At 68.3% G+C, this 21,071-nt stretch carries 20 protein-coding genes and 1 pseudogene; 6 read left to right on the forward strand and 15 right to left on the reverse strand.

Annotated elements, in window-relative coordinates:
* Positions 1-6 precede the first annotated feature (6 nt).
* The 5 genes from ESD82_RS18350 to ESD82_RS18370 are packed head-to-tail and all read right to left on the reverse strand — an operon-like array spanning position 7 to position 5,525.
* A complete protein-coding gene (locus tag ESD82_RS18350) occupies positions 7-276 on the reverse strand; it encodes a K+/H+ antiporter subunit F (protein ID WP_147427671.1) in 270 nt (89 codons plus the stop codon).
* Positions 273-764: a Na+/H+ antiporter subunit E gene (locus ESD82_RS18355; protein WP_147427670.1), complete on the reverse strand. Its 492-nt coding sequence runs from the start codon at positions 762-764 to the stop codon at positions 273-275. The genes ESD82_RS18350 and ESD82_RS18355 overlap by 4 nt, the downstream gene beginning before the upstream one ends.
* Positions 761-2,335: a monovalent cation/H+ antiporter subunit D gene (locus ESD82_RS18360; RefSeq protein WP_147427669.1), complete on the reverse strand. Its 1,575-nt coding sequence runs from the start codon at positions 2,333-2,335 to the stop codon at positions 761-763. The genes ESD82_RS18355 and ESD82_RS18360 overlap by 4 nt, the downstream gene beginning before the upstream one ends.
* Entirely contained in the window at positions 2,332-2,685 is a 354-nt protein-coding gene (locus tag ESD82_RS18365) for a Na+/H+ antiporter subunit C (RefSeq protein ID WP_024846089.1), read from the reverse strand. Before ESD82_RS18365 ends, ESD82_RS18360 begins: the two co-directional genes overlap by 4 nt.
* On the reverse strand, positions 2,685-5,525 hold the full coding sequence (locus ESD82_RS18370) for a monovalent cation/H+ antiporter subunit A (protein WP_147427668.1): 2,841 nt from the start codon (positions 5,523-5,525) through the stop codon (positions 2,685-2,687). Before ESD82_RS18370 ends, ESD82_RS18365 begins: the two co-directional genes overlap by 1 nt.
* A gap of 125 nt (positions 5,526-5,650) precedes the next feature.
* On the opposite strand from ESD82_RS18370, the gene ruvC reads away from it, so the two are divergent.
* From ruvC to ESD82_RS18395, 5 genes are read left to right on the forward strand one after another with little or no spacing between them, the layout of a single operon-like run.
* Positions 5,651-6,145, forward strand: a complete 495-nt coding sequence (ruvC, locus tag ESD82_RS18375) for a crossover junction endodeoxyribonuclease RuvC (protein ID WP_024846091.1) — start codon at positions 5,651-5,653, stop codon at positions 6,143-6,145.
* A 10-nt stretch (positions 6,146-6,155) separates the two neighbouring features.
* On the forward strand, positions 6,156-6,827 hold the full coding sequence (gene ruvA / locus ESD82_RS18380) for a Holliday junction branch migration protein RuvA (RefSeq protein WP_147427667.1): 672 nt from the start codon (positions 6,156-6,158) through the stop codon (positions 6,825-6,827).
* A gap of 4 nt (positions 6,828-6,831) precedes the next feature.
* Positions 6,832-7,707 carry a zinc metalloprotease HtpX gene (gene htpX, locus ESD82_RS18385; RefSeq protein WP_024846093.1) on the forward strand — a complete coding sequence of 292 codons (876 nt, stop codon included), beginning with the start codon at positions 6,832-6,834 and terminating at the stop codon, positions 7,705-7,707.
* The gene (gene ruvB, locus ESD82_RS18390) at positions 7,704-8,729 is read left to right on the forward strand and encodes a Holliday junction branch migration DNA helicase RuvB (RefSeq protein ID WP_024846094.1); all 1,026 of its coding nucleotides are present in this window, start codon (positions 7,704-7,706) and stop codon (positions 8,727-8,729) included. The genes htpX and ruvB overlap by 4 nt, the downstream gene beginning before the upstream one ends.
* A complete protein-coding gene (locus ESD82_RS18395; protein ID WP_024846095.1) occupies positions 8,722-9,132 on the forward strand; it encodes a PaaI family thioesterase in 411 nt (136 codons plus the stop codon). Before ruvB ends, ESD82_RS18395 begins: the two co-directional genes overlap by 8 nt.
* A 525-nt stretch (positions 9,133-9,657) precedes the next feature.
* Here the strand turns inward: ESD82_RS18395 and ESD82_RS18400 are convergent.
* A pseudogene (locus tag ESD82_RS18400) lies at positions 9,658-10,650 on the reverse strand (IS630 family transposase).
* 141 nt (positions 10,651-10,791) lie between these two features.
* Here ESD82_RS18400 and ESD82_RS18405 point away from each other — a divergent pair.
* Positions 10,792-11,549 (forward strand): IS5-like element IS1248A family transposase gene (locus ESD82_RS18405; protein WP_114669439.1). Its coding sequence is split into 2 segments (ribosomal slippage): positions 10,792-11,113 and positions 11,113-11,549, totalling 759 coding nucleotides; the frame shifts between segments, so codons are not numbered across the junction.
* A 9-nt stretch (positions 11,550-11,558) separates the two neighbouring features.
* Here ESD82_RS18405 and ESD82_RS18410 read toward each other — a convergent pair.
* From ESD82_RS18410 to tolQ, 9 genes are all read right to left on the reverse strand, one after another.
* On the reverse strand, positions 11,559-11,876 hold the full coding sequence (locus ESD82_RS18410; RefSeq protein WP_147427666.1) for a chorismate mutase: 318 nt from the start codon (positions 11,874-11,876) through the stop codon (positions 11,559-11,561).
* Positions 11,877-12,225: 349 nt separating this feature from the next.
* The gene (gene ftsH, locus ESD82_RS18415; protein WP_024843631.1) at positions 12,226-14,124 is read right to left on the reverse strand and encodes an ATP-dependent zinc metalloprotease FtsH; all 1,899 of its coding nucleotides are present in this window, start codon (positions 14,122-14,124) and stop codon (positions 12,226-12,228) included.
* A gap of 60 nt (positions 14,125-14,184) precedes the next feature.
* On the reverse strand, positions 14,185-15,414 hold the full coding sequence (gene tilS, locus ESD82_RS18420; RefSeq protein WP_024843630.1) for a tRNA lysidine(34) synthetase TilS: 1,230 nt from the start codon (positions 15,412-15,414) through the stop codon (positions 14,185-14,187).
* Positions 15,404-16,324, reverse strand: coding sequence for a tol-pal system YbgF family protein (locus tag ESD82_RS18425; protein WP_024843629.1), 921 nt, complete (start codon positions 16,322-16,324; stop codon positions 15,404-15,406). Before ESD82_RS18425 ends, tilS begins: the two co-directional genes overlap by 11 nt.
* Positions 16,324-16,833: a peptidoglycan-associated lipoprotein Pal gene (pal, locus tag ESD82_RS18430; protein ID WP_024843628.1), complete on the reverse strand. Its 510-nt coding sequence runs from the start codon at positions 16,831-16,833 to the stop codon at positions 16,324-16,326. Before pal ends, ESD82_RS18425 begins: the two co-directional genes overlap by 1 nt.
* A 22-nt stretch (positions 16,834-16,855) precedes the next feature.
* Positions 16,856-18,166, reverse strand: coding sequence for a Tol-Pal system beta propeller repeat protein TolB (gene tolB, locus ESD82_RS18435; protein WP_028710097.1), 1,311 nt, complete (start codon positions 18,164-18,166; stop codon positions 16,856-16,858).
* A 76-nt stretch (positions 18,167-18,242) separates the two neighbouring features.
* On the reverse strand, positions 18,243-19,787 hold the full coding sequence (gene tolA / locus ESD82_RS18440; RefSeq protein WP_147427665.1) for a cell envelope integrity protein TolA: 1,545 nt from the start codon (positions 19,785-19,787) through the stop codon (positions 18,243-18,245).
* A 3-nt stretch (positions 19,788-19,790) separates the two neighbouring features.
* A complete protein-coding gene (locus ESD82_RS18445; protein ID WP_024843625.1) occupies positions 19,791-20,255 on the reverse strand; it encodes an ExbD/TolR family protein in 465 nt (154 codons plus the stop codon).
* Between the two features lies 1 nt (position 20,256).
* The gene (gene tolQ / locus ESD82_RS18450; protein ID WP_024843624.1) at positions 20,257-20,952 is read right to left on the reverse strand and encodes a protein TolQ; all 696 of its coding nucleotides are present in this window, start codon (positions 20,950-20,952) and stop codon (positions 20,257-20,259) included.
* Positions 20,953-21,071: the final 119 nt, after the last annotated feature.

Raw genomic sequence — 21,071 nt, forward strand, 5'->3', positions numbered from 1 at the left:
CGCCCCCTATTCGATGATGTCGCCGCGCAGGACGAATTTCGCATAGGCCACGGTCGAGATGAAGCCGACCATGGCGAACATCAGCGAGGCCTCGAAATACATGGTGGTGCCCTTGTCGATGCCGAACAGCGTCAGGAGCGCGATCATGTTGATCGCCATGGTATCCAACGCCAGCACCCGGTCCGACAGGCCCGGCGCGAAGACCACGCGGTAGAGGCAGAACAGCAGCGCCAGCCCGAAGCAGCCATAGGCGAAGTAAAGCGCATATCCGATCATTCGAAGATCTCCTTCAGCCGGGCCTCGTAGCGGGTCTTGATCTCGTCCAGCACCGCGTCCGGGTCGGGGGCGTGCATGGCATGGACCAGCAGCGCGCGCCCATCCTCGGACAGGTCGCAGCTGACGGTGCCGGGGGTGAGGGTGATGGTCGCGGCCAGTGCCGTGATCGCCTCGGGGCGGCGCAGGTCCAGCGGCACGGCGATCCAGGCGGGCCGAAGCGCGCGGCGCGGCATGAACAGCACGATGCGCGCCACGGTGAAATTCGCCTTGGCGATGTCCCAGATCACCATCAGGAGATAGGCCGGGATGCGCTGCGGCTTGCTGTAGCCGCCCGCTCCCGGCCAATAGGGCGCGGTGATCAGCGGCACCACCAGGCCGATGATCGCGGCAAAGACCAGCGAGCCCACGGCCCAGCGGTTGACCAGGGCCATCCAGACCAGGATCAGCGTGACCGACAGCCAGGGATGCGGCAACAGGCGGCGGATCATTTCGTACCCTCCTGCCCTTCCAGCACCGCCGAGACATAGGCGTCGGGATCGTGCAGCTGTGCGGCGGTCGCCTCGGCAAAGCGCATGGCGGGGCCGGCAAAGGCGGTCAGGGCCACGATGCCCGACAGAAGCAGCGCCACCGAGGCCACCGCCAGCCAGTTCGCCGGCGCATCGCCGAGGTCCTGGACCGGCTCGTCCGGCTCCAGCTTGGGACCGGCTGCGACCGCCGGCGCCGGCACCGGGGCCGGGCCGAGCTCCAAGCTCTTCCAGAAGACGATCGAGCCGGCGCGCGACATGGCATAGATCGCGATCAGCGAGGTGATCAGGATCGTCGCCCAGATCCAGACCATCGCCGGGGCCGCGCCGGTGGCCTGCATCACCAAGAGCTTGCCGATGAAGCCGGAAAACGGCGGCATGCCGACCACGGCGATGGCCGCGGTGAAATACAGCGCCGCGACCAGCCCGTTGCCCGGCATCACCCGGTCCAGCCGCAGCCACAGATCGCCCCGGCGCGCGCCGATCATGTCCACGATCAGGAACAGCGCCCCCGCCGCCAGCGTCGAGTGGATCATGTAATAGACCGCCGCCGCGGTGCCCTGCGGGGTGAACTGCGCCACCGCGATCATCAGCGTGCCGATCGAGCCGATGGCGGCGAAAGCGGCCAGCCGACCCAGATGGCGGGTGCCCAGGATGCCGATCTGGCCGATGGCCAGCGTGAACAGCGCCGCCGGCAGCAACAGGTCGGTCACCACGCCTTGGGTCACGGCGTCCTGCGGAAAGACCAGGGTGAAGAAGCGGATGATGCCATAGACCCCGACCTTGGTCATGATCGCGAACAGCGCCGCCACCGGCCCCGGCGCATTGGCATAGGTCGAGGGCAGCCAGAAATGCAGCGGCACCAGCGCCGCCTTGACAGCAAAGACCAGCATCAAGAGTACCGCGCCGGCGCGCAGCAGCGCCGTATCCTCGGCCGGCATCGCCGCCACGCGCAGCGCCATATCGGCCATGTTCAGCGTGCCGGTGACGGAATAGAGCACCCCCAGCGCCGCCAGGAACAGCGTCGAGCCGGCCAGGTTGTAGGCGATATACTGCACGCCGGCGCGCAGCCGCATCTCGCCCCCGCCGTGGATCATCAGGCCGTAGCTGGCGATCAGCAGGATCTCGAAGAACACGAACAGGTTGAAGGCGTCGCCGGTCAGGAAGGCGCCGCAGACGCCCATCAGCTGGAACTGCCAGAGCGCATGGAAATGCCGGCCCTTGCGGTCCCAGCCCGAGCCCATGGCGTAAAGCTGCACCGCCAGGGCCAACGCCGCGGTCAGAAGCAGCATCAGCGCCGCCAGCCGGTCCAGCACCAAGACGATGCCGAAGGGCGCAGCCCAGTTGCCGAGGCGATAGACCTGCACCTCTCCGCCCGCGGCGAGCAGGTTCAGGTAAAGCGCCACCCCGGCCAGCAGGGCGGTGCCGGCGACCGAGAACACCCGCTGCAACAGCAGGTCGTTGCGCATCCACAGGATGATCAGCGGCCCGATGACGGCGGGCAGGACGACGGGGGCGATGATCAGATGGCTCATGCCTGGTCATCCCCCGGCATGCGGTCGGCGCGCGGCATGTCCACCCGGTCGTCGCCGCCTTCCAGGAAGGCCCCCAGCGCCATCATCACCACCACCGCGGTCATGCCGAAGCTGATGACGATGGCGGTCAGAACCAGCGCCTGCGGCAGCGGGTCGGTATAGACCTCCACCCCCTTTTGCAGGATCGGCGGCGCGTTCACCACCAGCCGCCCGGTCGAGAACAAAAACAGGTTGATGGCATAGCTGAGCATGGTCATGCCCAGCACCACGGCGAATGTCCGCAGCCGCAGGATCAGATAGACCCCGGCGGCGGTCAGCATGCCGATCGCGCTCGACAGCAGAAGTTCCATCAGCGCCGCGCCTCCCTGCTGGGGTCGATGTCCATCGGGTCCAGGTTCACCGTCTCGCCCGCCTGCCGCGCGATCCGCGACAGCGAGTTCAGGGCCAGCATCACCGCCCCCATCACGCACAGGAACACGCCCAGGTCGAAGCCCATGGCCGAGGCCAGCTCGAATTCCTCGAGCCCCGGCAGCTTCACATAGCCATAGGCCGAGGTCAGGAAGGGCAGCCCAGCGAACCAGGCGCCGATTCCGGTCAGCCCGGCGGCGATGACGCCGGCGCCGATCAGCGCGTGATAGTTGATCTTTTGCCGCTCCTGCGCCCAGGCAAAGCCCGAGGCCATGTATTGCGACACCAGCGCCACCGAAACCACCAGCCCGGCGACGAAGCCGCCACCCGGCATGTTGTGGCCGCGCAGGAAGATATACAGCCCGACCACCAGCGAGATCGGCAGGATCAGCCGCGTCACCACCACCAGCGTCAGCGGATGCCGGTCACCGGCGCGGCGGCTGTCATGGACCCAGTTGCGCAGCCGCCGGCCGCTGGCGCCGGCCAGCAGCGTCTCGGTCAGGGCGAAGATGGTCAGCGCGGCGATGCCGAGCACGGTGATCTCGCCGAAGGTATCGTAGCCGCGGAAGTCCACCAGGATCACGTTGACCACGTTGTCGCCGCCGCCCAGCCTGTAGCTGTTGGCCAGCATGTATTCCGAGATCGGGGAAAAGGCGAAATCGCTGCGCATGATGGCATAGGCCAGCGCCCCGAAGCCCAGCCCGGCCAGCGCGGCGATGAAGGCGTCCAGGCCGCGCTTGCGGTCGGGACTTTCGATCACGGTGAACTTGGGCAGGAAGTTCAGCGCCAGAAGCAGCAGGACCACCGTGACCACCTCGACCGAGATCTGCGTCAGCGCCAGGTCGGGGGCCGAGAAATAGATGAAGCTGACCGAGACCATCAGCCCGATGATGCCGACCAGCACCAGCGCCAGGATGCGCCGGCGGTGAAAGGCCACCATGCAGCAGATCGCCACCATCAGCAGGATCCAGCCGACCAGCGGCACCGGCTGGACGGGCAGCATCGGCCGGGTCGCGCCCTGCCAGCCTCCGGTCGAGAAGGCCCAGAAGCCGCACAGCACCACGGTCAGCGAAAAGGCCGCGAGGGCGCGCGACATCGAGCCGTTGGTCAGCCGGTCGGTAAAGACGCCCGCCGCGCAGGTCGCCGCGCGAGTGACGGCGTCGAAGATCGCCTTGGCGTCTAGCCAGGCCATCGCCGCCCGCATGGCCAGCAGGTGGCGGTTCAGCGCCAGCAGCAGCGTCCCGCCGACCAGCGCGGTGATCGACAGCATCAGGGCCGGGGTCACGCCATGCCACAGCGCCAGATGCGGATGCTGGGCGGTGCCGGTGACGGCGCTGGCCGAGACCTCGACCAGCCAGCCGGCCATGCCGGCGGGGAACAGCCCGATCAGCACCACCAGCACCACCAGCAGCGCCGGGGCGGACCACAGGCCGAAGCCCGGGTCATGCGGCCTGCGCGGGTAATCCTGACGCTCGGGGCCGAAGAACACCTGCCAGACGAAGCGCAGCGAATAGCAGACCGAGAACAGCGCCCCCAGCGTCGCCATCGCCCCGATCAGCACGGGGCTGCCCTGCCACGCGGCATGGGTCGCCTCCTCCAGCATCAGCTCTTTCGACAGGAAGCCGTTCAGCGGCGGGATGCCGGCCATGGACAGCGCCGCCACGGTGCCGATGACGAAGGTCACCGGCATCAGCCGGCGCAGCCCGCCCAGACGGGCGATGGAACGGGTGCCGGCCTCGTGGTCGATGATGCCGGCAGCCATGAACAGCGCCGCCTTGAAGGTGGCGTGGTTGATGATGTGGAATACCGCCGCCACCGCCGCCGCCTCGGTGCCGAAGCCCAGAAGCATGGTGATGAGGCCCAGATGCGAGACGGTGGAAAAGGCCAAGAGCGATTTCAGGTCGTCGCGGAAGATGGCGATCCAGGCCGCCAGCACCATGGTCACAAGGCCGGTGGTGGCGACAATATAGAACCATTCCGGCGTGCCCGACAGCACCGGCCACAGCCGCGCCATCAGGAACAGCCCGGCCTTCACCATGGTCGCCGAATGCAGATAGGCCGAGACCGGCGTCGGCGCCGCCATCGCGTGCGGCAGCCAGAAATGGAACGGGAACTGCGCCGATTTGGTGAAGGCGCCCAGCAGGATCAGCAGCAGCGCCGGCAGGTAATAGGGGCTGGCCTGGATCGCCTCGCGCGCCTGCAGGATGTCGCCAATGTCGAAGCTGCCGGCGATATTGCCCAGGATCAGCATCCCCGCGATCATGGCCAGCCCGCCCATGCCGGTCACCGTCAGCGCCATGCGGGCGCCCTGCCGCCCCTCGGGCAGGTGCTTCCAATAGCCGATCAGCAGGAAGGACGACAGCGAGGTCAGCTCCCAGAACACCAGCAGCAGCAGGATGTTGTCGGACAGCACGATGCCCAGCATCGCGCCCTGGAACAGCATCAGATAGGTGTAGAACACCCCCGCCGGATCCTTGCGCGACAGGTAATAGCGCGCATAGGCGATGATCAGCAACCCGATGCCCAGGATCAGGATGCCGAAAAGCAGGCCCAGCCCGTCGATGCGGAAATGCGCGTTCAGCCCCAGCGAGGGCAGCCAGGCGAAGCGCGCCGTGATCACCTCGCCCGCCATGATCGCCGGGATGTGCAGGCAAAGCCCCAGCAGCGCGATGAAGGTCGCGGTCGCGCAGGAAATCGCCGCGACATCGCGGCCCGATCGGATCAGCAATCCGGGCAGCAGCGCCCCGATGAACGGAAGTGCAGCGATCAGTGCTGGCGACATTGTCCCTCTTCCATTTTTCGCGGCCCCCTGTTCGCGGCGGGGTTTCCCGATGTCAAGCCAATGACAAAGCAACTAGGCGATGTTCGCCTTTCGTGCTAACGCTGGATCAAAACAAGGAAACAGGCATGAAGATCATCGGCATAGACCCCGGCCTGCGCAACATGGGCTGGGGCGTGATCGCGGTCGAGGGGCCGCGCCTGCGGCACCTCGACAATGGCATCGTCCATTCCGAGGCGGGCGAGCTGGGGCCGCGGCTTGCCGCGCTCTATCGCGGGCTTCGCGCGGTGATCGCCCGGCACGCCCCCGATGCCGCCGCGGTCGAGCAGACCTTCGTGAACAAGGACGCGCTCGGCACGCTGAAGCTGGGCCAGGCGCGCGGCATCGCCCTGCTGGCCCCGGCCGAGGCGGGGCTGGAGATCGGCGAATACGCTCCGAACGCGGTCAAGAAGACCGTGGTCGGCGTCGGCCATGCCGCCAAGGAGCAGATCCAGCACATGGTCCGCTTCATGCTGCCCGGCGTCGAGTTCGCGGGGCCGGATGCCGCCGATGCCCTGGCCGTCGCGATCTGCCACGCCCATCACCTGCAGGGCCGCGCCCTGCGCATCAAGGCCAGCGCGTGAGGAACAAGGAATGATCGGACGCATTGCCGGGGTGATCCTGCATCGGGCACAGGACCATGTGCTGATCGACGTGCGCGGCGTGGGCTATATCGTCCATGTCAGCGAACGCACCGCCGCGCACCTGCCCCCCGCCGGACAGGCGGTGGCGCTTTACACCGAACTGCTGGTGCGCGAGGATCTGCTGCAGCTTTTCGGCTTCCCGACGCTGCTGGAAAAGGAATGGCACCGGCTCTTGACCTCGGTGCAGGGGGTGGGGGCCAAGGTGGCGCTGGCGATCCTGGGCACGCTGGGGCCGGACGGGCTGTCGCGGGCGCTGGCGCTCGGCGATTGGTCGGCGCTGCGCAAGGCCCCCGGCGTCGGACCGAAACTGGCGCAGCGCGTGGCGATGGAGCTGAAGGACAAGGCCCCGGCGGTGATGGCGCTTGGCGGCGCGCTGACCGTCGATCCCGGCCCCCTGCCCGAGGCGGAACTGGTCGAGACCGCCGCCCCCGCAACCGCCCCGGCCCATCCGGCGCCATCTTCGGCGCAAGCAACCGCGGATGCGCTCTCGGCGCTGGGAAATCTGGGCTATGCTCCGTCCGAGGCCGCCTCGGCGGTGGCCGAGGCCGCGGCACGGGAACCCGCCGCGCCGACCGCGGCGTTGATCCGCGCGGCCCTGCGGCTCTTGGCGCCCAAGGAGTAAGACGATGACCGGAAACCTGCGCACCTTCATCCTGATGGCCGCCCTGACCGCGCTGGTCATGGGCATGGGCTGGCTGATCGGCGGCCAGGGCGGCGCGGTGATCGCGCTGATCGTCGCCGGGGCGGGCAATGTCTTCGCCTGGTGGAACAGCGACAGGATGGTGCTGCGCCAGCAGGGCGCGCATCTTGTCACCCGCCAGCAGGCGCCCGAACTGGTGGACATGGTGGCGGCGCTGGCACAACGCGCCGGCCTGCCGATGCCCAAGGTCTATGTCCTGGAAACCGAGCAGCCGAATGCCTTCGCCACCGGCCGCAGCCCTGAAAACGCCGCCGTCGCGGTGACGCAAGGCATCATGCGGGTGCTGAGCCGCGACGAACTGGCCGGGGTGATCGCGCATGAACTGGCGCATATCAAGCATCGCGACACGCTGACCATGACCGTCACCGCCACCATGGCCGGCGCCATCGCCATGCTGGGCAACATGCTGATGTTTTCCAGCATGTTCGGCGGGCGCGACGACAATCGCGGCGGCGGGCTGGCGGCGATCCTGGCGATGATCTTTGCGCCGCTCGCGGCTGGGCTGGTGCAGATGGCGATCTCGCGCACCCGCGAATACGAGGCCGACCGGATGGGGGCCGAGATCTGCGGCCGGCCGATGGCGCTGGCCGGTGCGCTGGCCAAGATCTCGCGCGCGGCGGGCCAGGTGGTGAATATCCCGGCCGAAAGGAACCCCGCCTCGGCCAGCCTGTTCATCGTGAACCCGCTGCACGCGCTGCGCATGGACCGGCTTTTCGCCACCCATCCGCCGACCGAGGAGCGCATCGCCCGGCTGCAAGCCATGGCCTCGGGCACGGGCGCCGGCCCCTGGGGCGCGCGATGAGCCAGCCCGACCCCATGCTGCGCCCCGAACCGCTGGACAGCGACGGCGAGGACCGCGCCCTGCGCCCGCAGCGGCTCGAGGATTTCGTCGGCCAGGCCGAGGCGCGGGCGAACCTGCGCGTCTTCATCGAAAGCGCCCGCATGCGCGGCAAGGCGATGGACCACACGCTGTTCCACGGCCCGCCCGGCCTGGGCAAGACCACGCTGGCGCAGATCATGGCGCGCGAGCTGGGGGTGAACTTCAAGATGACCTCCGGCCCGGTGCTGGCGCGGGCGGGCGACCTTGCCGCGATCCTGACCAATCTGGAAGCCCGCGACGTGCTGTTCATCGACGAGATCCACCGCATGAACCCGGCGGTCGAGGAGATCCTCTATCCGGCGATGGAGGATTTCGAGCTGGACCTGGTGATCGGCGAGGGCCCCGCCGCTCGCACGGTGCGGATCGAGCTGCAACCCTTTACCCTGGTCGGCGCCACCACCCGGCTCGGCCTGCTGACCACGCCCCTGCGCGACCGCTTCGGCATTCCGACCCGCCTGCAATTCTATACCGTCGAGGAACTCGACCTGATCGTGACCCGCGGCGCCCGGTTGATGGGTATCCCCTCGGAGCCCGAGGGCACGCGCGAGATCGCCCGCCGCGCCCGCGGCACGCCGCGCATCGCCGGCCGGCTCTTGCGCCGGGTGGTGGATTTCGCGCTGGTCGAAGGCGACGGCAGGCTGAGCCGCCAGATCGCCGATTCCGCCCTGACCCGGCTTGGCGTCGATCACCTGGGCCTCGACATGGCCGACCGCCGCTACCTGGCGCTGATGGCCGAGCATTACGGCGGTGGCCCGGTCGGGGTGGAAACCCTTTCGGCCGCGCTGTCGGAAAGCCGCGATTCCATCGAGGAGGTGATCGAGCCTTACCTGATGCAGCAGGGCCTGGTCAGCCGCACCCCGCGCGGCCGCATGCTGGCCCGGCTGGGCTGGCGCCATCTGGGCCTCGATGCCCCCCGCCCCCAGGAGAGCCTGTTCGATGAATGACCTGGAAAGCCGCATCCGCGCCAGTTTCGACCGCCAAAGCATGATGCGCACCCTGGGCGCCCGGCTTGCCGCCATCGCGCCCGGGCGCATCGCCATCACCGCGCCGATCCTGCCGACATCGCTGCAGCAGCATGGCGCCGGCCATGCCGGGCTGGCCTTCAGCATCGGCGATTCGGCCGCGGGCTATGCCGCGCTGACCTTGATGCCCGAGGACGCCGAGGTGATGACGGTCGAGATGAAGATCAACCTGATGTCGCCTGCCACCGGCGACCGGCTGGTGGCCGAGGGAAGGGTGATCCGCCCCGGCCGCCGCATCCTGGTGGTCGCAGCCGATGTCTGGGCCGAAGCGGAAGGCACGCGCAAGCATGTCGCCATGCTTCAAGGCACGATGATCCCGGTCTGACCCTGCAGCCTTGCGCGGCCTGGTCGAGGCCGCGACCGGGGGCTTTGCGCCCCCGGACCCCCGCAGGATATTTATCCAAGGAAGAACGGACCGATGGTTCCCTGGCTTCTTCCATGGACAAATATCCTGGGGGAGCGCGGAACGCGCGGGGGCAAAGCCCCCGGCAAGCTTCATCCCGGGCGCTATGGGCATTTACCAGCCCATCGCGGCGCCGGCGAGTGTCCGAAGGCGCCGGCCGCAGTTTGGAACGAAGCGACGGAGGGGCTTGCGGCGGTCTTTGGGTTTTGGCCGGGGCATCGCAAAGGCCTGCCACGCGACGATGAAGTGCAGGGGATAGCGGTATCCTATCGGCCGGTACGGATCTTCTGAGCTGGTCCGTCTCGATGACAGCTCGGCGATTGGTCCCCGAGCATTCCTGCCGCTGGCGGCATGCCGCTGCGCCCCGGCAGCTCCGCCATCGCCGCGCGGCGCAAGAGTCGCGGGCGGAATCCGGTTCAAGCCGCCTTTACCTAGCGCGGATTCGACTTAGTCCGGGTCATATCCGGCGGGCTCGAAGTAGTTCCGGCATTCCTCGGGGGTGAAGGCGGATAGACAGTCGGCGACGGCTGACCAGAGATCGTCAACGGTTCTGGCAGCGACCTTTCTGAGCAGTGCCTTGAGCTTGGAGAAAGCCATCTCGATGGGGTTGAAGTCCGGCGAGTATGGCGGGCGGAACAGGAGCCGTGCTCCAACTTTTTCGATGGCGTCGCGCACGCCGCTGATCTTGTGGGCGGGCAGATTATCCATGACCACGACGTCACCGGGGCGCAGCTCTGGTGCGAGCACCTGCTCGGCATAGGCGAGGAAGGCTGGTCCGTTCATTGGCCCATCGAGCAGAGCATCGGTGCCGCCATGCCAGATAGCCGCAGGCCTGCGGTAAAGGTGGTGGTCTTCCAATGTCCGTGTGGAATGGGCGCCCGGCATCGCTCGCCACATGGCGCTCGTCCTCGCAGCCGCGCCATCTTCGTGGATGCCGCGGTCTCATCGATGAAGATGAGCCTCTCGGGATCGAGATCGAGCTGGCCGTCGAACCAGGCTATGCGGCGGCGCAAGACATCGGGACGCTGCTGCTCTGAGGTATGCGCCGTCTTTTTTTGGCCGTCTTTTTTTGAATGTGATGCCGCGCCGGTCAAGAAACAGCCAGACCGTCGAGGGCGCCACCCGCACGCCGCGCTCGCCAGCAAGGCGCTCGCCGATCTCAGCAAGAGTGATGTCCGGTGTCTTCTCGATGAGGCCCGGAATGAAGGCCGCGTGCGTATCAAGCTTCGAGCGCGACGGCTGTCCCTGCTTGCGCGCTTCCATCTCGCCGGTCTCGCGATAGCGGCGATACCAGGCCCCGGCCGTCGAGATGCCGATGCGGAAGCGTCGTGCCGCCTCCCGCGTCGAAACCCCATCTTCGATCGCTGCAATTACCCGACCGCGAAGGTCTCCGCTCAGGCTCCTCGTCTCAGGCTCCTCGTCATCATCTCCTCCTGGCAAATCACAGGAGCAGTGAATCAGACATTGTTCATCGCGTGAATCCTCAAAGCGACCCGGTGTTCGTCAAATTTGCTCTAGGGTCAGGATGCATTGATTTTCAGTGTGCTACGTGATTCACGGCTCGGAAAACGGAGCGGTGACATGAGCGACCTGTACTGGCTGACCGACGAGCAGATGACCAAGCTTGCCCCTTTCTTCCCGAAGTCGCACGGCAAGCCACGCGTCGATGACAAGCGTGTTCTAAGCGGGATTATCTTCATCAATCGCAATGGTTTGCGCTGGCGAGATGCCCCCAGGGAGTATGGGCCGCACAAGACGCTCTACAGCCGGTGGAAGCGTTGGAGCGAGAAAGGCATTTTCGCCAGGATGATGATCGGGCTGGCCGCCGACCACGGCGAGGAAAAGACCGTGATGATCGACGCGACCTATCTGAAAGCGCACCGCACCGCGACCAGCTTGGCCGTGAAAAAGGGGGGCGTGGACGCCTCGTCGGCCGGACCAAGGGCGGCATGAACACGAAGCTGCATGCCATCTGTGACAGCCAGGGCCGACCGCTCGACCTGTTCGTCACCGCAGGGCAGGTCAGCGACTACATCGGGGCGCGGGCGTTGCTCAGCAGCCTCCCAAAGGTCGATTGGCTGCTCGGGGATCGCGGCTATGACGCCGACTGGTTCCGGGAAGCCTTGCAGGACAAGGGGATACGAGCCTGCATCCCCGGCCGAAAGCAGCGCAAGACACCGGTCAAATACGACAAGCGCCGATACAAGCGGCGCAACCGCATCGAGATCATGTTTGGCAGGCTCAAGGACTGGCGGCGCGTGGCAACCCGATACGACAGATGCCCGAAGGTCTTCCTCTCGGCCATCGCGCTCGCGGCAACCGTCATTTATTGGTTATGAATCCTGACCCTAGTCGCGGCGGGGCTGGGACAGCAGCCGGTCTTCCTGGGCGATGAAATGCTCCATCATCACGCGCCACAGCCGCTCGGCCAGATCCGGGTCCAGCCCCTGCTCAGCGGCGAGACGGCGGGCATTGGCGGCGACCTCCTCGACGCGGCTGTCGATGCGGGCCGGCAGGTTCTCGCGCGCCTTGATCCGCGCCGCCTCGTCGATCAGCGCCGAGCGTTCGGCCAGCAAGGCCACCAGCCGCGCATCCAGCGCGTCGATGCGCGCGCGCAGATCGGGCATGGCGGAATTCGGGGGCAGTTCGGGTTCGGATCGGCTCATGCCCGACCCATGCCCTGCCCGGCACGCCGGTGCAAGCCCCAGCTGTGGCGAATGTGCTGCTGGCATAGACAGATTTTCGCCAGCCCCGGAACGGCACGACGGGAATCGGGATTGCGTCTTCAAATTGAGCCCTAGGCATGGCCCCGCGCATTGCGACTGGCCAACGGGTGAAGGCGGCGGGCTTCGGGATCAAGCTGGGGCCAAGCTGGGGGTTCGGCCCGGGACTGCCGCTTGGCGCCGCCGCGCTTCTGCCGCCCTGAACGTCCGCGCAGCGTTCAGGCCGAGCCCTTGCGCGCATGAAAACCCCCGGAGCGATGGCGCCGGGGGTTTCCCTGTATCGATCGTCGGATCACCCCTGCGGCTGGGGAGCCGCATCCGGCGTGGGCTTGACGGCACCCGCCCGCGGAATCGCGCTGACCGAGGGGATCGAGGAGCCGGGCGCATCATCGTCGCCGCCCAGCGGCTCGCCCCGGATCACCCGGCCGATATCCTCGCCGGTCAGGGTCTCGTATTCTAGGAGCCCCTTGGCCAGCCGCTCGAACTCCTCCTGCTTCTCGGTCAGGATGCGATAGGCTTCGCGATAGCCTTCCTCGATCAGGTCGTGGACCTCCTTCTCGATCAACTCCTTGGTCGCCGCCGAGACCGAGAAACCGCCGGTATTGCCGGAATAGCCCTCATGCGCCTCGGCATAGTCGATGTTGCCGACCTTGTCGGACATGCCCCAGCGCATCACCATGGCGCGCGCCAGCTGGCTGGCCTGCTGGATGTCGCCGGCCGGGCCGTTCGACACCCCTTCCTCGCCATATTTGATGATCTCGGCCGCCTTGCCGGCCATGGTCATGGCGAGCTTCTGCTTGGCCTCGTCCTTGTGATAGTTCAGCCGGTCCATCTCGGGCAGCGACACCACCATGCCGAGCGCGCCGCCGCGCGGGATGATCGTCGCCTTGTAGACCGGATCGCATTTCGGCAGCGAAAGGCCGACGATGGCGTGGCCGGCCTCGTGATAGGCGGTCTTTTCCTTCTGCTCGGGGGTCAGGACCATGCTGCGGCGCTCGACGCCCAGCATGACCTTGTCCTTGGCGTTCTCGAAATCCTCCATGGTCACGAAGCGTCGGCCGATGCGCGCGGCCATCAGCGCGGCTTCGTTCACCAGGTTCATCAGATCGGCGCCGGAAAAGCCCGGCGTGCCGCGGGCGATGATGCGCAGGTCCACGTCGGGGCCTACCGGCACCTTGCGCGAATGCACGCCGAGGATCTTTTCGCGGCCCTTGATATCGGGGTTCGGCACATAGATCTGGCGGTCGAAGCGGCCGGGACGCAGCAGCGCCGGGTCCAGCACGTCCTTGCGGTTGGTGGCGGCGATGATGATGACGCCCTCATTGGCATCGAAGCCGTCCATTTCCACCAGCAGCTGGTTCAGGGTCTGCTCGCGCTCGTCATTGCCGCCGCCGATGCCGACGCCGCGGGCGCGGCCGACCGCGTCAATCTCGTCGATGAAGACGATGCAGGGGGCGGATTTCTTGGCCTGCTCGAACATGTCGCGGACGCGGCTGGCGCCGACGCCGACGAACATCTCGACGAAATCCGAGCCGGAGATGGTGAAGAAGGGCACCCCCGCCTCGCCTGCGATGGCGCGGGCGAGCAGCGTCTTGCCGGTGCCGGGCGGGCCGACCAGCAGCGCGCCTTTCGGGATCTTGCCGCCCAGGCGGCTGAATTTCTGCGGGTTGCGCAGGAATTCGACGATCTCCTCCAACTCTTCCTTGGCCTCGTCGATGCCGGCCACGTCGTCGAAGGTCACGCGGCCGTGCTTTTCGGTCAAGAGCTTGGCGCGCGACTTGCCGAAGCCCATGGCCCCGCCCTTGCCGCCGCCCTGCATCCGGTTCATGAAGAAGATCCAGACACCGATCAGCAGGATGAAGGGCAGCCAGACGCCCAAGAGCGACATGAAGCCCGATTGCTGCTGCCGCTCGACCTTGACGTCGACGCCCCTGTCGATCAGCCGGTTCGCGAGTTCCTCGCCCTGCGGCCGGACGGTGGCGAACTGCTTGCCGTCCTTGTCGGTGATGCCGACATTCTCGCCATCTATGGTGACGGCAGAGATCTCGTCCTTTTCCACCCGCTGGATGAAGTCGGAATAGCTGATCTGGCGGCTGTTCATCTGGGCCGATCCGTCGCTGAACAGGTTGAACAGGGCCAGGATCATCAGAAACAGCACCACCCAGAAGGCGATATTGCGCGCATTGCCCAAGGGCATGTCCTCCGCGGGTAAACAGGCTTCCGCCTGAAAATAGGGATTCCGGCGTCAGGTTCAATGCGTATAGAGCAAGGCGCGGAATTCTGGCAGCCCGCGCAGCGGCTTTGCGCCGTAATCCGGCACCGGGCGCAGCGCCGGCGCGGCGACCAGCCTCTCGCCCGCCCAGATGCCGGGGCTGGATGCCGCCTCGTCCCGCGTCAGCCCGGCGCCGCGCCAGTCCAGACCCGGCAGGGGCGCATGGCCAAGGGCGCGCACCTGCTGGCCGGCGCGCAGGCCGGCGACTTGCCAGCGCCGATCCCAGATCGCATCAGCCCCTTCGGCGGCGGGGCTGCGGGCGGCGGCGGCCGGTTCGCGGACCAGCCGCAGGAAGCCGCCGCCCGGCTCGGCGATGACGCCTTCGAGCGTCAACCGGCCACCGGCTTCCAGGGCCGCCAGCGCGTGCAGCACTGCCTCGCGCCGGGGCGGATAGGCGGCACAGGAGACGAAGCGCAGCCCGGCGACAAGAAGCCGCCGCCGGATCTCCAGCGGCGCGGCGCGAAAGGCGTCCAGCGGCAGCGCCAGCGATCCGGCGCGGCTTTGCGCGCCCTCGGCCACCCGCGAGGCAAAGTCGCACAATGCTTCCCGCGCCATGGCGAGATTCGCCGCCGATTGCGCCAGCTGCCGCATCGGCAGGTCCAGCGCGGCGATGGTCTTGCGCACCCGCACCCGCTCGAAGCCCTCGTTCTCGTTGGAAGGGTCGTCGGCCCAGCCGAGCCCGCGCGCCGCGAGCCATTGCCGCAACTCGGCCCGGCCGACCTCCAGCAGGGGGCGCAGCCAAAAGACGCCCAAGGCCTCGCGCGCTGGGGCCATGGCGGACAGCCCATCCACGCCGGCGCCGCGGTTCAGGCGCATCAGCAAGGTCTCGGCCTGATCGTCCAGCGTATGACCCAGCAGCACGGCGGACAGGCCGTTCCGCCCGGCCCAATCGGCCAGCAAGCGCAGCCGCGCCTCGCGCGCGGCGGCCATCAGGTTGCCGCCATCCCGACGGGTCCAGCGCAGGGTTTCATGGGGAATGCCCAGGGCCGCGGCTGCCTGCCCGGCCGCCTGCGCCTCCTCGGCCGAGCCGGGGCGCAGCCCGTGATCGACCGTCGCCGCCATGAGGCGCGCGCCGCCCCAGCCATGAGCCAGATGCATCAGGGCAATGGAATCGCCGCCCCCCGACAGGGCGATGCCAAGCGCAGAGCGGGTGCCGGCCAGGCGATCCAGCGCGGCATGGACCCGCGCCGCGACCGGCTCAGCCGTCATCCGCCAGATCCGCCGCGGCCTCGGGATCCAGCTCCTCGCCCAGTTCCTCGGCCGGGGCGTCGCAGCCGGTCTCGGCGATGCGCCGCTCGGCCTCGGCGGCCTGCGGAACGCCGGGAAAGCGGGCGACGATCTCCTGAAGGTAATAGCAGCCTTCCTGCGGGCCGGCCTTGGCCGACATGGCCCGCGACAGGCCCAGCAGCGCATCCGCCGCCTGCGGCCCGTTCGGATTGGCGGCGAAGCTTTCCAGCCAGGCCATCCCTGCGCCTTCCAGATCGCCTGCGGAATCCAGCGCCGCCCCGCGCAGGAACAGCGCCTCGGCGGTCAGCGGGCCGCCAGCATGGGTTTGGGCAATGGCCGCGAAGAGTTCCGCAGCGCGGTGAAAGTCACCTTGACCGAGCACCTCCCGGGCCCGGTCGAAATCGGCCTTTTCCGCCGCCGTCGCGGCAGCCCCGGCCGAGGGGGTCTTGGATTGCGTCAACGCGCCCCGCTGGTCCGAAGGCGGCAAGGGCGTCGATCCGCCCTGCTCGCCCAGCGTCGGCGTGGTCAGGCTGCCCAGGTCGCAGCCCTCTTCCATCTCGCACAGGCGGAACTCGATGTCGCCGATGCGGGTGGTGCCGTCGCGGACGATACGGTCGATGCGGTTCTGCAATTGCTCGGTCTGGCCGGTCAGCTGCGCCAACCGCGCCTCCATCGCGTTCATGCGGTCGATGGCGCTGTCGCCGCCCGCCGCGGCGAAGCCCGCCGGGCCCGAGGCGACAAGCTGCGCGCGCAGGCTTTGCAGATCGGCCGAAAGCTGGGACAGTTCGGCCCGGATGTCGGCCAGGGTCCGCGCGTCCTGCGCCGCCGCGGGCAAGGCCGCCAGCGCGAAACCGGCGGCCAGAAGCAGCCCCCTGAAACCCGGGACCGCCATCACATGCCCGCCCCAGGGCTGACCACGGTCACGGCGCGGCGGTTCTTGGTAAAGCATTCCTCGGTCGAGCAGATCGCCAGCGGGCGTTCCTTGCCATAGCTGACGGTGCGCAGCCGGCCCGGCGCGATGCCTTGCGAGATCAGGTATTCTTGCACCGAATTGGCCCGCCGCGCACCCAGCGCGAGGTTGTATTCGCGGGTGCCCTGCTCATCGGCATGGCCTTCGATCACGGCCGAGAAACCCCGGTTCTGGTTCAGCCAGCCGGCCTGGTTGGCCAGGATCACCCGCGCCTCGGGCGTCAGGGTAGACTGGTCGAGCGGAAACAGGACGGTATCGCCGACGCTGGCCTTGAAATATTCCGCCGTGCCCGGCAGCGCGCTGGCGCCCACCCCGCCAAGGCCGCCCGCCCCGGCATAGGGATCGCGAACCTGCATGTCCTGCGCCGGCCGGGCGCAGGCCGCCAGCGCGAGAACGGCGCCGATCGCGGCAATTTTAATGAAAGTTTTCATAATCCTGTCCATTTCACGCGCTTCAGGGCAGCAGCGGGCCCCAATCGGGGTCCGAGGCTGCGCCATTGACCTTGACCGGGCGCATGTTGCGCCCCGTGATATCCACCGAATGCAGGCGCGGCTGGCCGTCGCCGCCCGGCGTCACCCGCGTGAACATCACGACGCGGCCATTGGGGGCCCAAGTCGGCCCCTCGTCAAGGAACGATTCCGTCAGCATTTTCTCTTCCGAGCCATCGGTGCGCATGACGCCGATGTGGAACTTGCCGCCGACCTGCCGGGTAAAGGCGATCATGTCGCCGCGCGGCGACCAGACCGGCGTGCCATAGCGCCCCTCGCCAAAGCTGATCCGCTTCGGCTCGCCGCCATTCGCCCCCATGATATACAGCTGCGGCGTGCCCGAGCGGTCGGATTCAAAGACGATCTGCCGGCCGTCCGGGCTGTAGCTGGGCGAGGTCTCGATCGAGGGCGCGTTGGTCAGCGCCCGCTGCGCGCCAGTCGCGGCATCCATCTGATAGATGTCGGTATTGCCGTTCTGCTCCAGCGAATAGACGATCCACCGCCCATCGGGCGAGAAACGGGGCGAGAAGCTCATCGTGCCCTGCTGGCCCGCGCCCAGCTGGCGGGTGGCGAGCGAGTTCACGTCCATCATCATCGCCTGCGGAAAGCCGGTGGCATAGCTGGTGTAAAGCAGGCGCGAGCCGTCGGGCGAGAAGCGCGGCTTCAGGACCAGCGTCGAATCGTCGGTCAGCCATTTCACGTTGGCGCCGTCGTAATCCATGATGCCGATGCGCTTGCGGCGCGCATCCTTGGGGCCGGTTTCCTGCACGAAGGCGACGCGGCTGTCGAAATACGGCCCCTCGCCCGTCAGCCGCGAATAGACCTGGTCGGCGGCCTTGTGGGCGGCGCGGCGCCAGTTGCCGGTCGAGGCGTCGAACTGCATGCCGTCGCCCAGCGGCTGGCCGGCAAAGACGTCGAACAGGCGGAACTTGACGACCACCTTGCCACCCTCGACCTTGACCGAGCCAGTGATCAGCGCCTGGGCGTTGATCGCCTTCCAGTCCTCGTAGGAGACGGGCGCGTCAAAGCTTTCGGGGCGCGCGATATGGGCGCTGGCCGGGATCTCGCGGAAAAGGCCGGTGCCGGTCAGGTCGGCGGCGATCAGGTTCTGCACCTGCGCCAGGTATTCGCCGGCGCCGCCCTCGTCGTGGAAGCGGGCGATGGCGAAGGGCATCGGCTCGATCACCCCGTCGGTGATCTCGATCCGCAGCGGCCCGTCCTGCGCCAGGACCGGCGCGGCCAGCCCCAGACCCGCAAGGGCCATCACGGAAGTCATCAGGAATTGTCGCAACATGAATCGCCCTCGTAAGGTCTTGGTTGCAGGATAGAGTGTTGCGCGCCGGGATGCCATGTCACTGGACCCGCGCGCTGCCGCTGGCGTTGAAGTCGATGATGACATCCTTCCAGCGGTTGTATTTCTCCGGCGGCAGCTTGTAGCCGCCGCGCTCGCACATCAGGATCGCCCGGCGCGCCGCCTCATAGGCCTGTTTCGCCGCCGCGTCCGAGCTGCCGTCATGGCCGATCATGCGCAGCGAGCCCTTTTCCACCGTCCCGTCCGGCGCCATCGAGAACTGCACCGAAACCGTGGTCCGGCTGGCCTCGGTCGAGAGCGAGCCGCGGTTCCAGCATTGCTCGACGGCGACGCGGAAACCGTCCTTCTCGCCCTGGCTCAGCGGAGGCCCGCTGGCCGCCGCCCCGCCGCCGCCCGAGCCGGCCGAGCCCTGGTCCTGCATCGCCTCGGCCAGCGCGGCCTGCTTGGCCGCCTCGGCGGCCTTGCGCTCGGCCTCGGCTTGCTCGCGGGCCTTGGCTTCGGCGGCAGCCTTTTCGGCGGCCTTCTTCTCGGCGGCGGCGCGTTCGGCGGCGGCCTTTTCCTCGGCTTCCTTGCGGGCCTTGGCCTCGGCGGCCTTCCGTTCGGCTTCGGCCTTCTCGGCGGCCGCCTTCTCAGCGGCGGCCTTCTCAGCGGCGACCTTTTCGGCAGCCGCTTTCTCGGCTGCGGCGCGGCGTTCGGCCTCGGCCTTGCGCTCGGCGGCACGCTTCTCGGCCGCGGCCTGTTCCGCAGCCACCTTTTCAGCCGCTTCAGCCGCGGCAAGGCGGCGGGCACGCGCCTCGGCCTCTTCGGCCTTGCGGGCCGCTTCCGCCTCGGCCTGCCGGCGCTCGGCCTCGCGACGCTCCTCGCGGGCACGCTCCTCGGCGGCGCGGCGGGCGGCGGCCTCCTCGGCCTTGGCGGCAGAGGCGCGCTCGGCAGCGGCCTCGGCCTGCTGCCGGGCTAGCAGCTCCTCGCGCTGGCGCGCCGCCGCGGCCGCCTCGCGGCGGGCCTGCACGGCCTCGGCCAGCCCCTCGGGGCGGCCGCGGGGACGCGCCGATTCGACCGGGGCCAGCGCCGAACGCTGCGGGATCGGCGCCGGCGATTGCGGCTGCGCGGGGTTGCGCGCCGGATCGGGGCGGTCAGAGTTCTGCGGCAATGCCGCCAACTCGACGGTGTTCTCGGGCTCGGCGGGACGCGGCGCATCGGTCGCCACGGCAACGGGCCGGTTCGGGGTCTGGAAATCCGACAGGTCCGGCCGCGCCTCGGGCCGCGAGGGGGGCGTGGACAGCCTTGCCGCCTGCGCATCGGGGGCGGGCGGACTGACCGCCTCGACCTCGCCCAGCCGGTTTTCGTCAGCAGGCGGGCGCGGCTGGGCCGGCGTGGTCGCGGCGGCATCGGAGACCGGCCCGCGCCCGGCAGCGGCGGCGGCCAGCGACTGGAACTCGGCCTCGGACATGGTCGCGACCTCGGCCATGCGCACCGCCTCCAGCGGCTGCGGCCGGAACAGCGCGCCGCCGACCAGCGCCGCGCCCAGCAGCCCGGCATGGCCGATGCCCGAAATCCAGAAGCCGATGCGTTCCGCCCGGTCCATGGCTTAGCCGTCCGATCCCGCGTCCATGCGCGGCCCGCCGGCCTCGGTCACGAGGACGATGTTGTTGAAGCCGGCCGCGTTCAGCGCCCCCATCACCTCCATGATCCGGGCATAGGGGATGGCGCCGTCGGCGCGCAGGTAGATCTTGTCGCTCTGCCGCTCGGCCGCGACGGCGCGCAGCCGGGTGACAAGCTCGGCCTCGGGGACTTCGGTGGTCATGACCAGGATCGGCCCATCGGGCGTGACCGAGACGCTCAGCGGCTCCTCGGGCTCGGCGGGCACGGCCTGGGCGGCGGTCTTGGGCAGCTCCAAGGGCACGCCCACGGTCAGAAGCGGCGCCGCCACCATGAAGATGATCAACAGCACCAGCATCACGTCCACGAAAGGCGTGACGTTGATTTCCGCCATCGGCTGGCTGCGGGCGCGGCCCTTGCCGTTGCGGCTGCGTTTGACGACCCCGGCCCCCATCTTATTCGTCGTCCAACTGGCGAGAGAGGATGGTAGAGAATTCGTCGGCGAAGGTCTCGTATCCCCCGGTGATGCGGTCGGCATCCGAGCTGAGCTTGTTGTAGAAGATCACCGCCGGAATCGCCGCAAGCAGGCCAAGCGCGGTCGCCACCAGCGCCTCGGCGATGCCCGGCGCCACCACGGCCAGCGAGGTGTTCTGCGAGATCGCGATCTCCTCGAAGGCGGTCTTGATGCCCCAGACCGTGCCGAACAGGCCGATGAAGGGCGCGGTCGAGCCCACCGTGGCCAGGAAGGGCAGGCCGCGGGTCAGGCGGTCGTTCTCGCGGTTGATGGTGACGTTCATGGCCCGGTCGATGCGCGCGGTGACGCCGGCGATCAGGTTGCCGTCGTCGCGATGGCTGCGCCGCCATTCGGCCATGCCCGCGGAAAAGATGCGCTCGGCCGGGCCCGAGGGCGTCTCGCCGATGCGGTCGTACAGGTCGTCCAGCGGCTGGCCCGACCAGAAGGCGCGGTCGAAGCGGTCTGCTTCGCGCCGGGCGGCGTTGAAGGCGATGAACTTCTGGATGATGATCGCCCAGGCCCAGAACGAGGCCAGGATCAGGATCACCATGACGATCTGCACCGTCAGCGAGGCGCGCGCGAACAGCGCGATGAGCGAGAAATCGACCGGCTGCCCGGCTCCGGCGAGTTGTTCCATGAAATTCGGCCTGTCCTTTGGGCCGCTGGGATGCGGCTTCTGCTGCGCCGGAGTTAGCAGAACCGCCCAGCGGAGCAACCCCGCCGCGCGTCAATTCTGCGTCAATTGCCCGCGAGAAC

The sequence above is a fragment of the Paracoccus pantotrophus genome (genome assembly GCF_008824185.1).
GTDB lineage: Bacteria > Pseudomonadota > Alphaproteobacteria > Rhodobacterales > Rhodobacteraceae > Paracoccus > Paracoccus pantotrophus.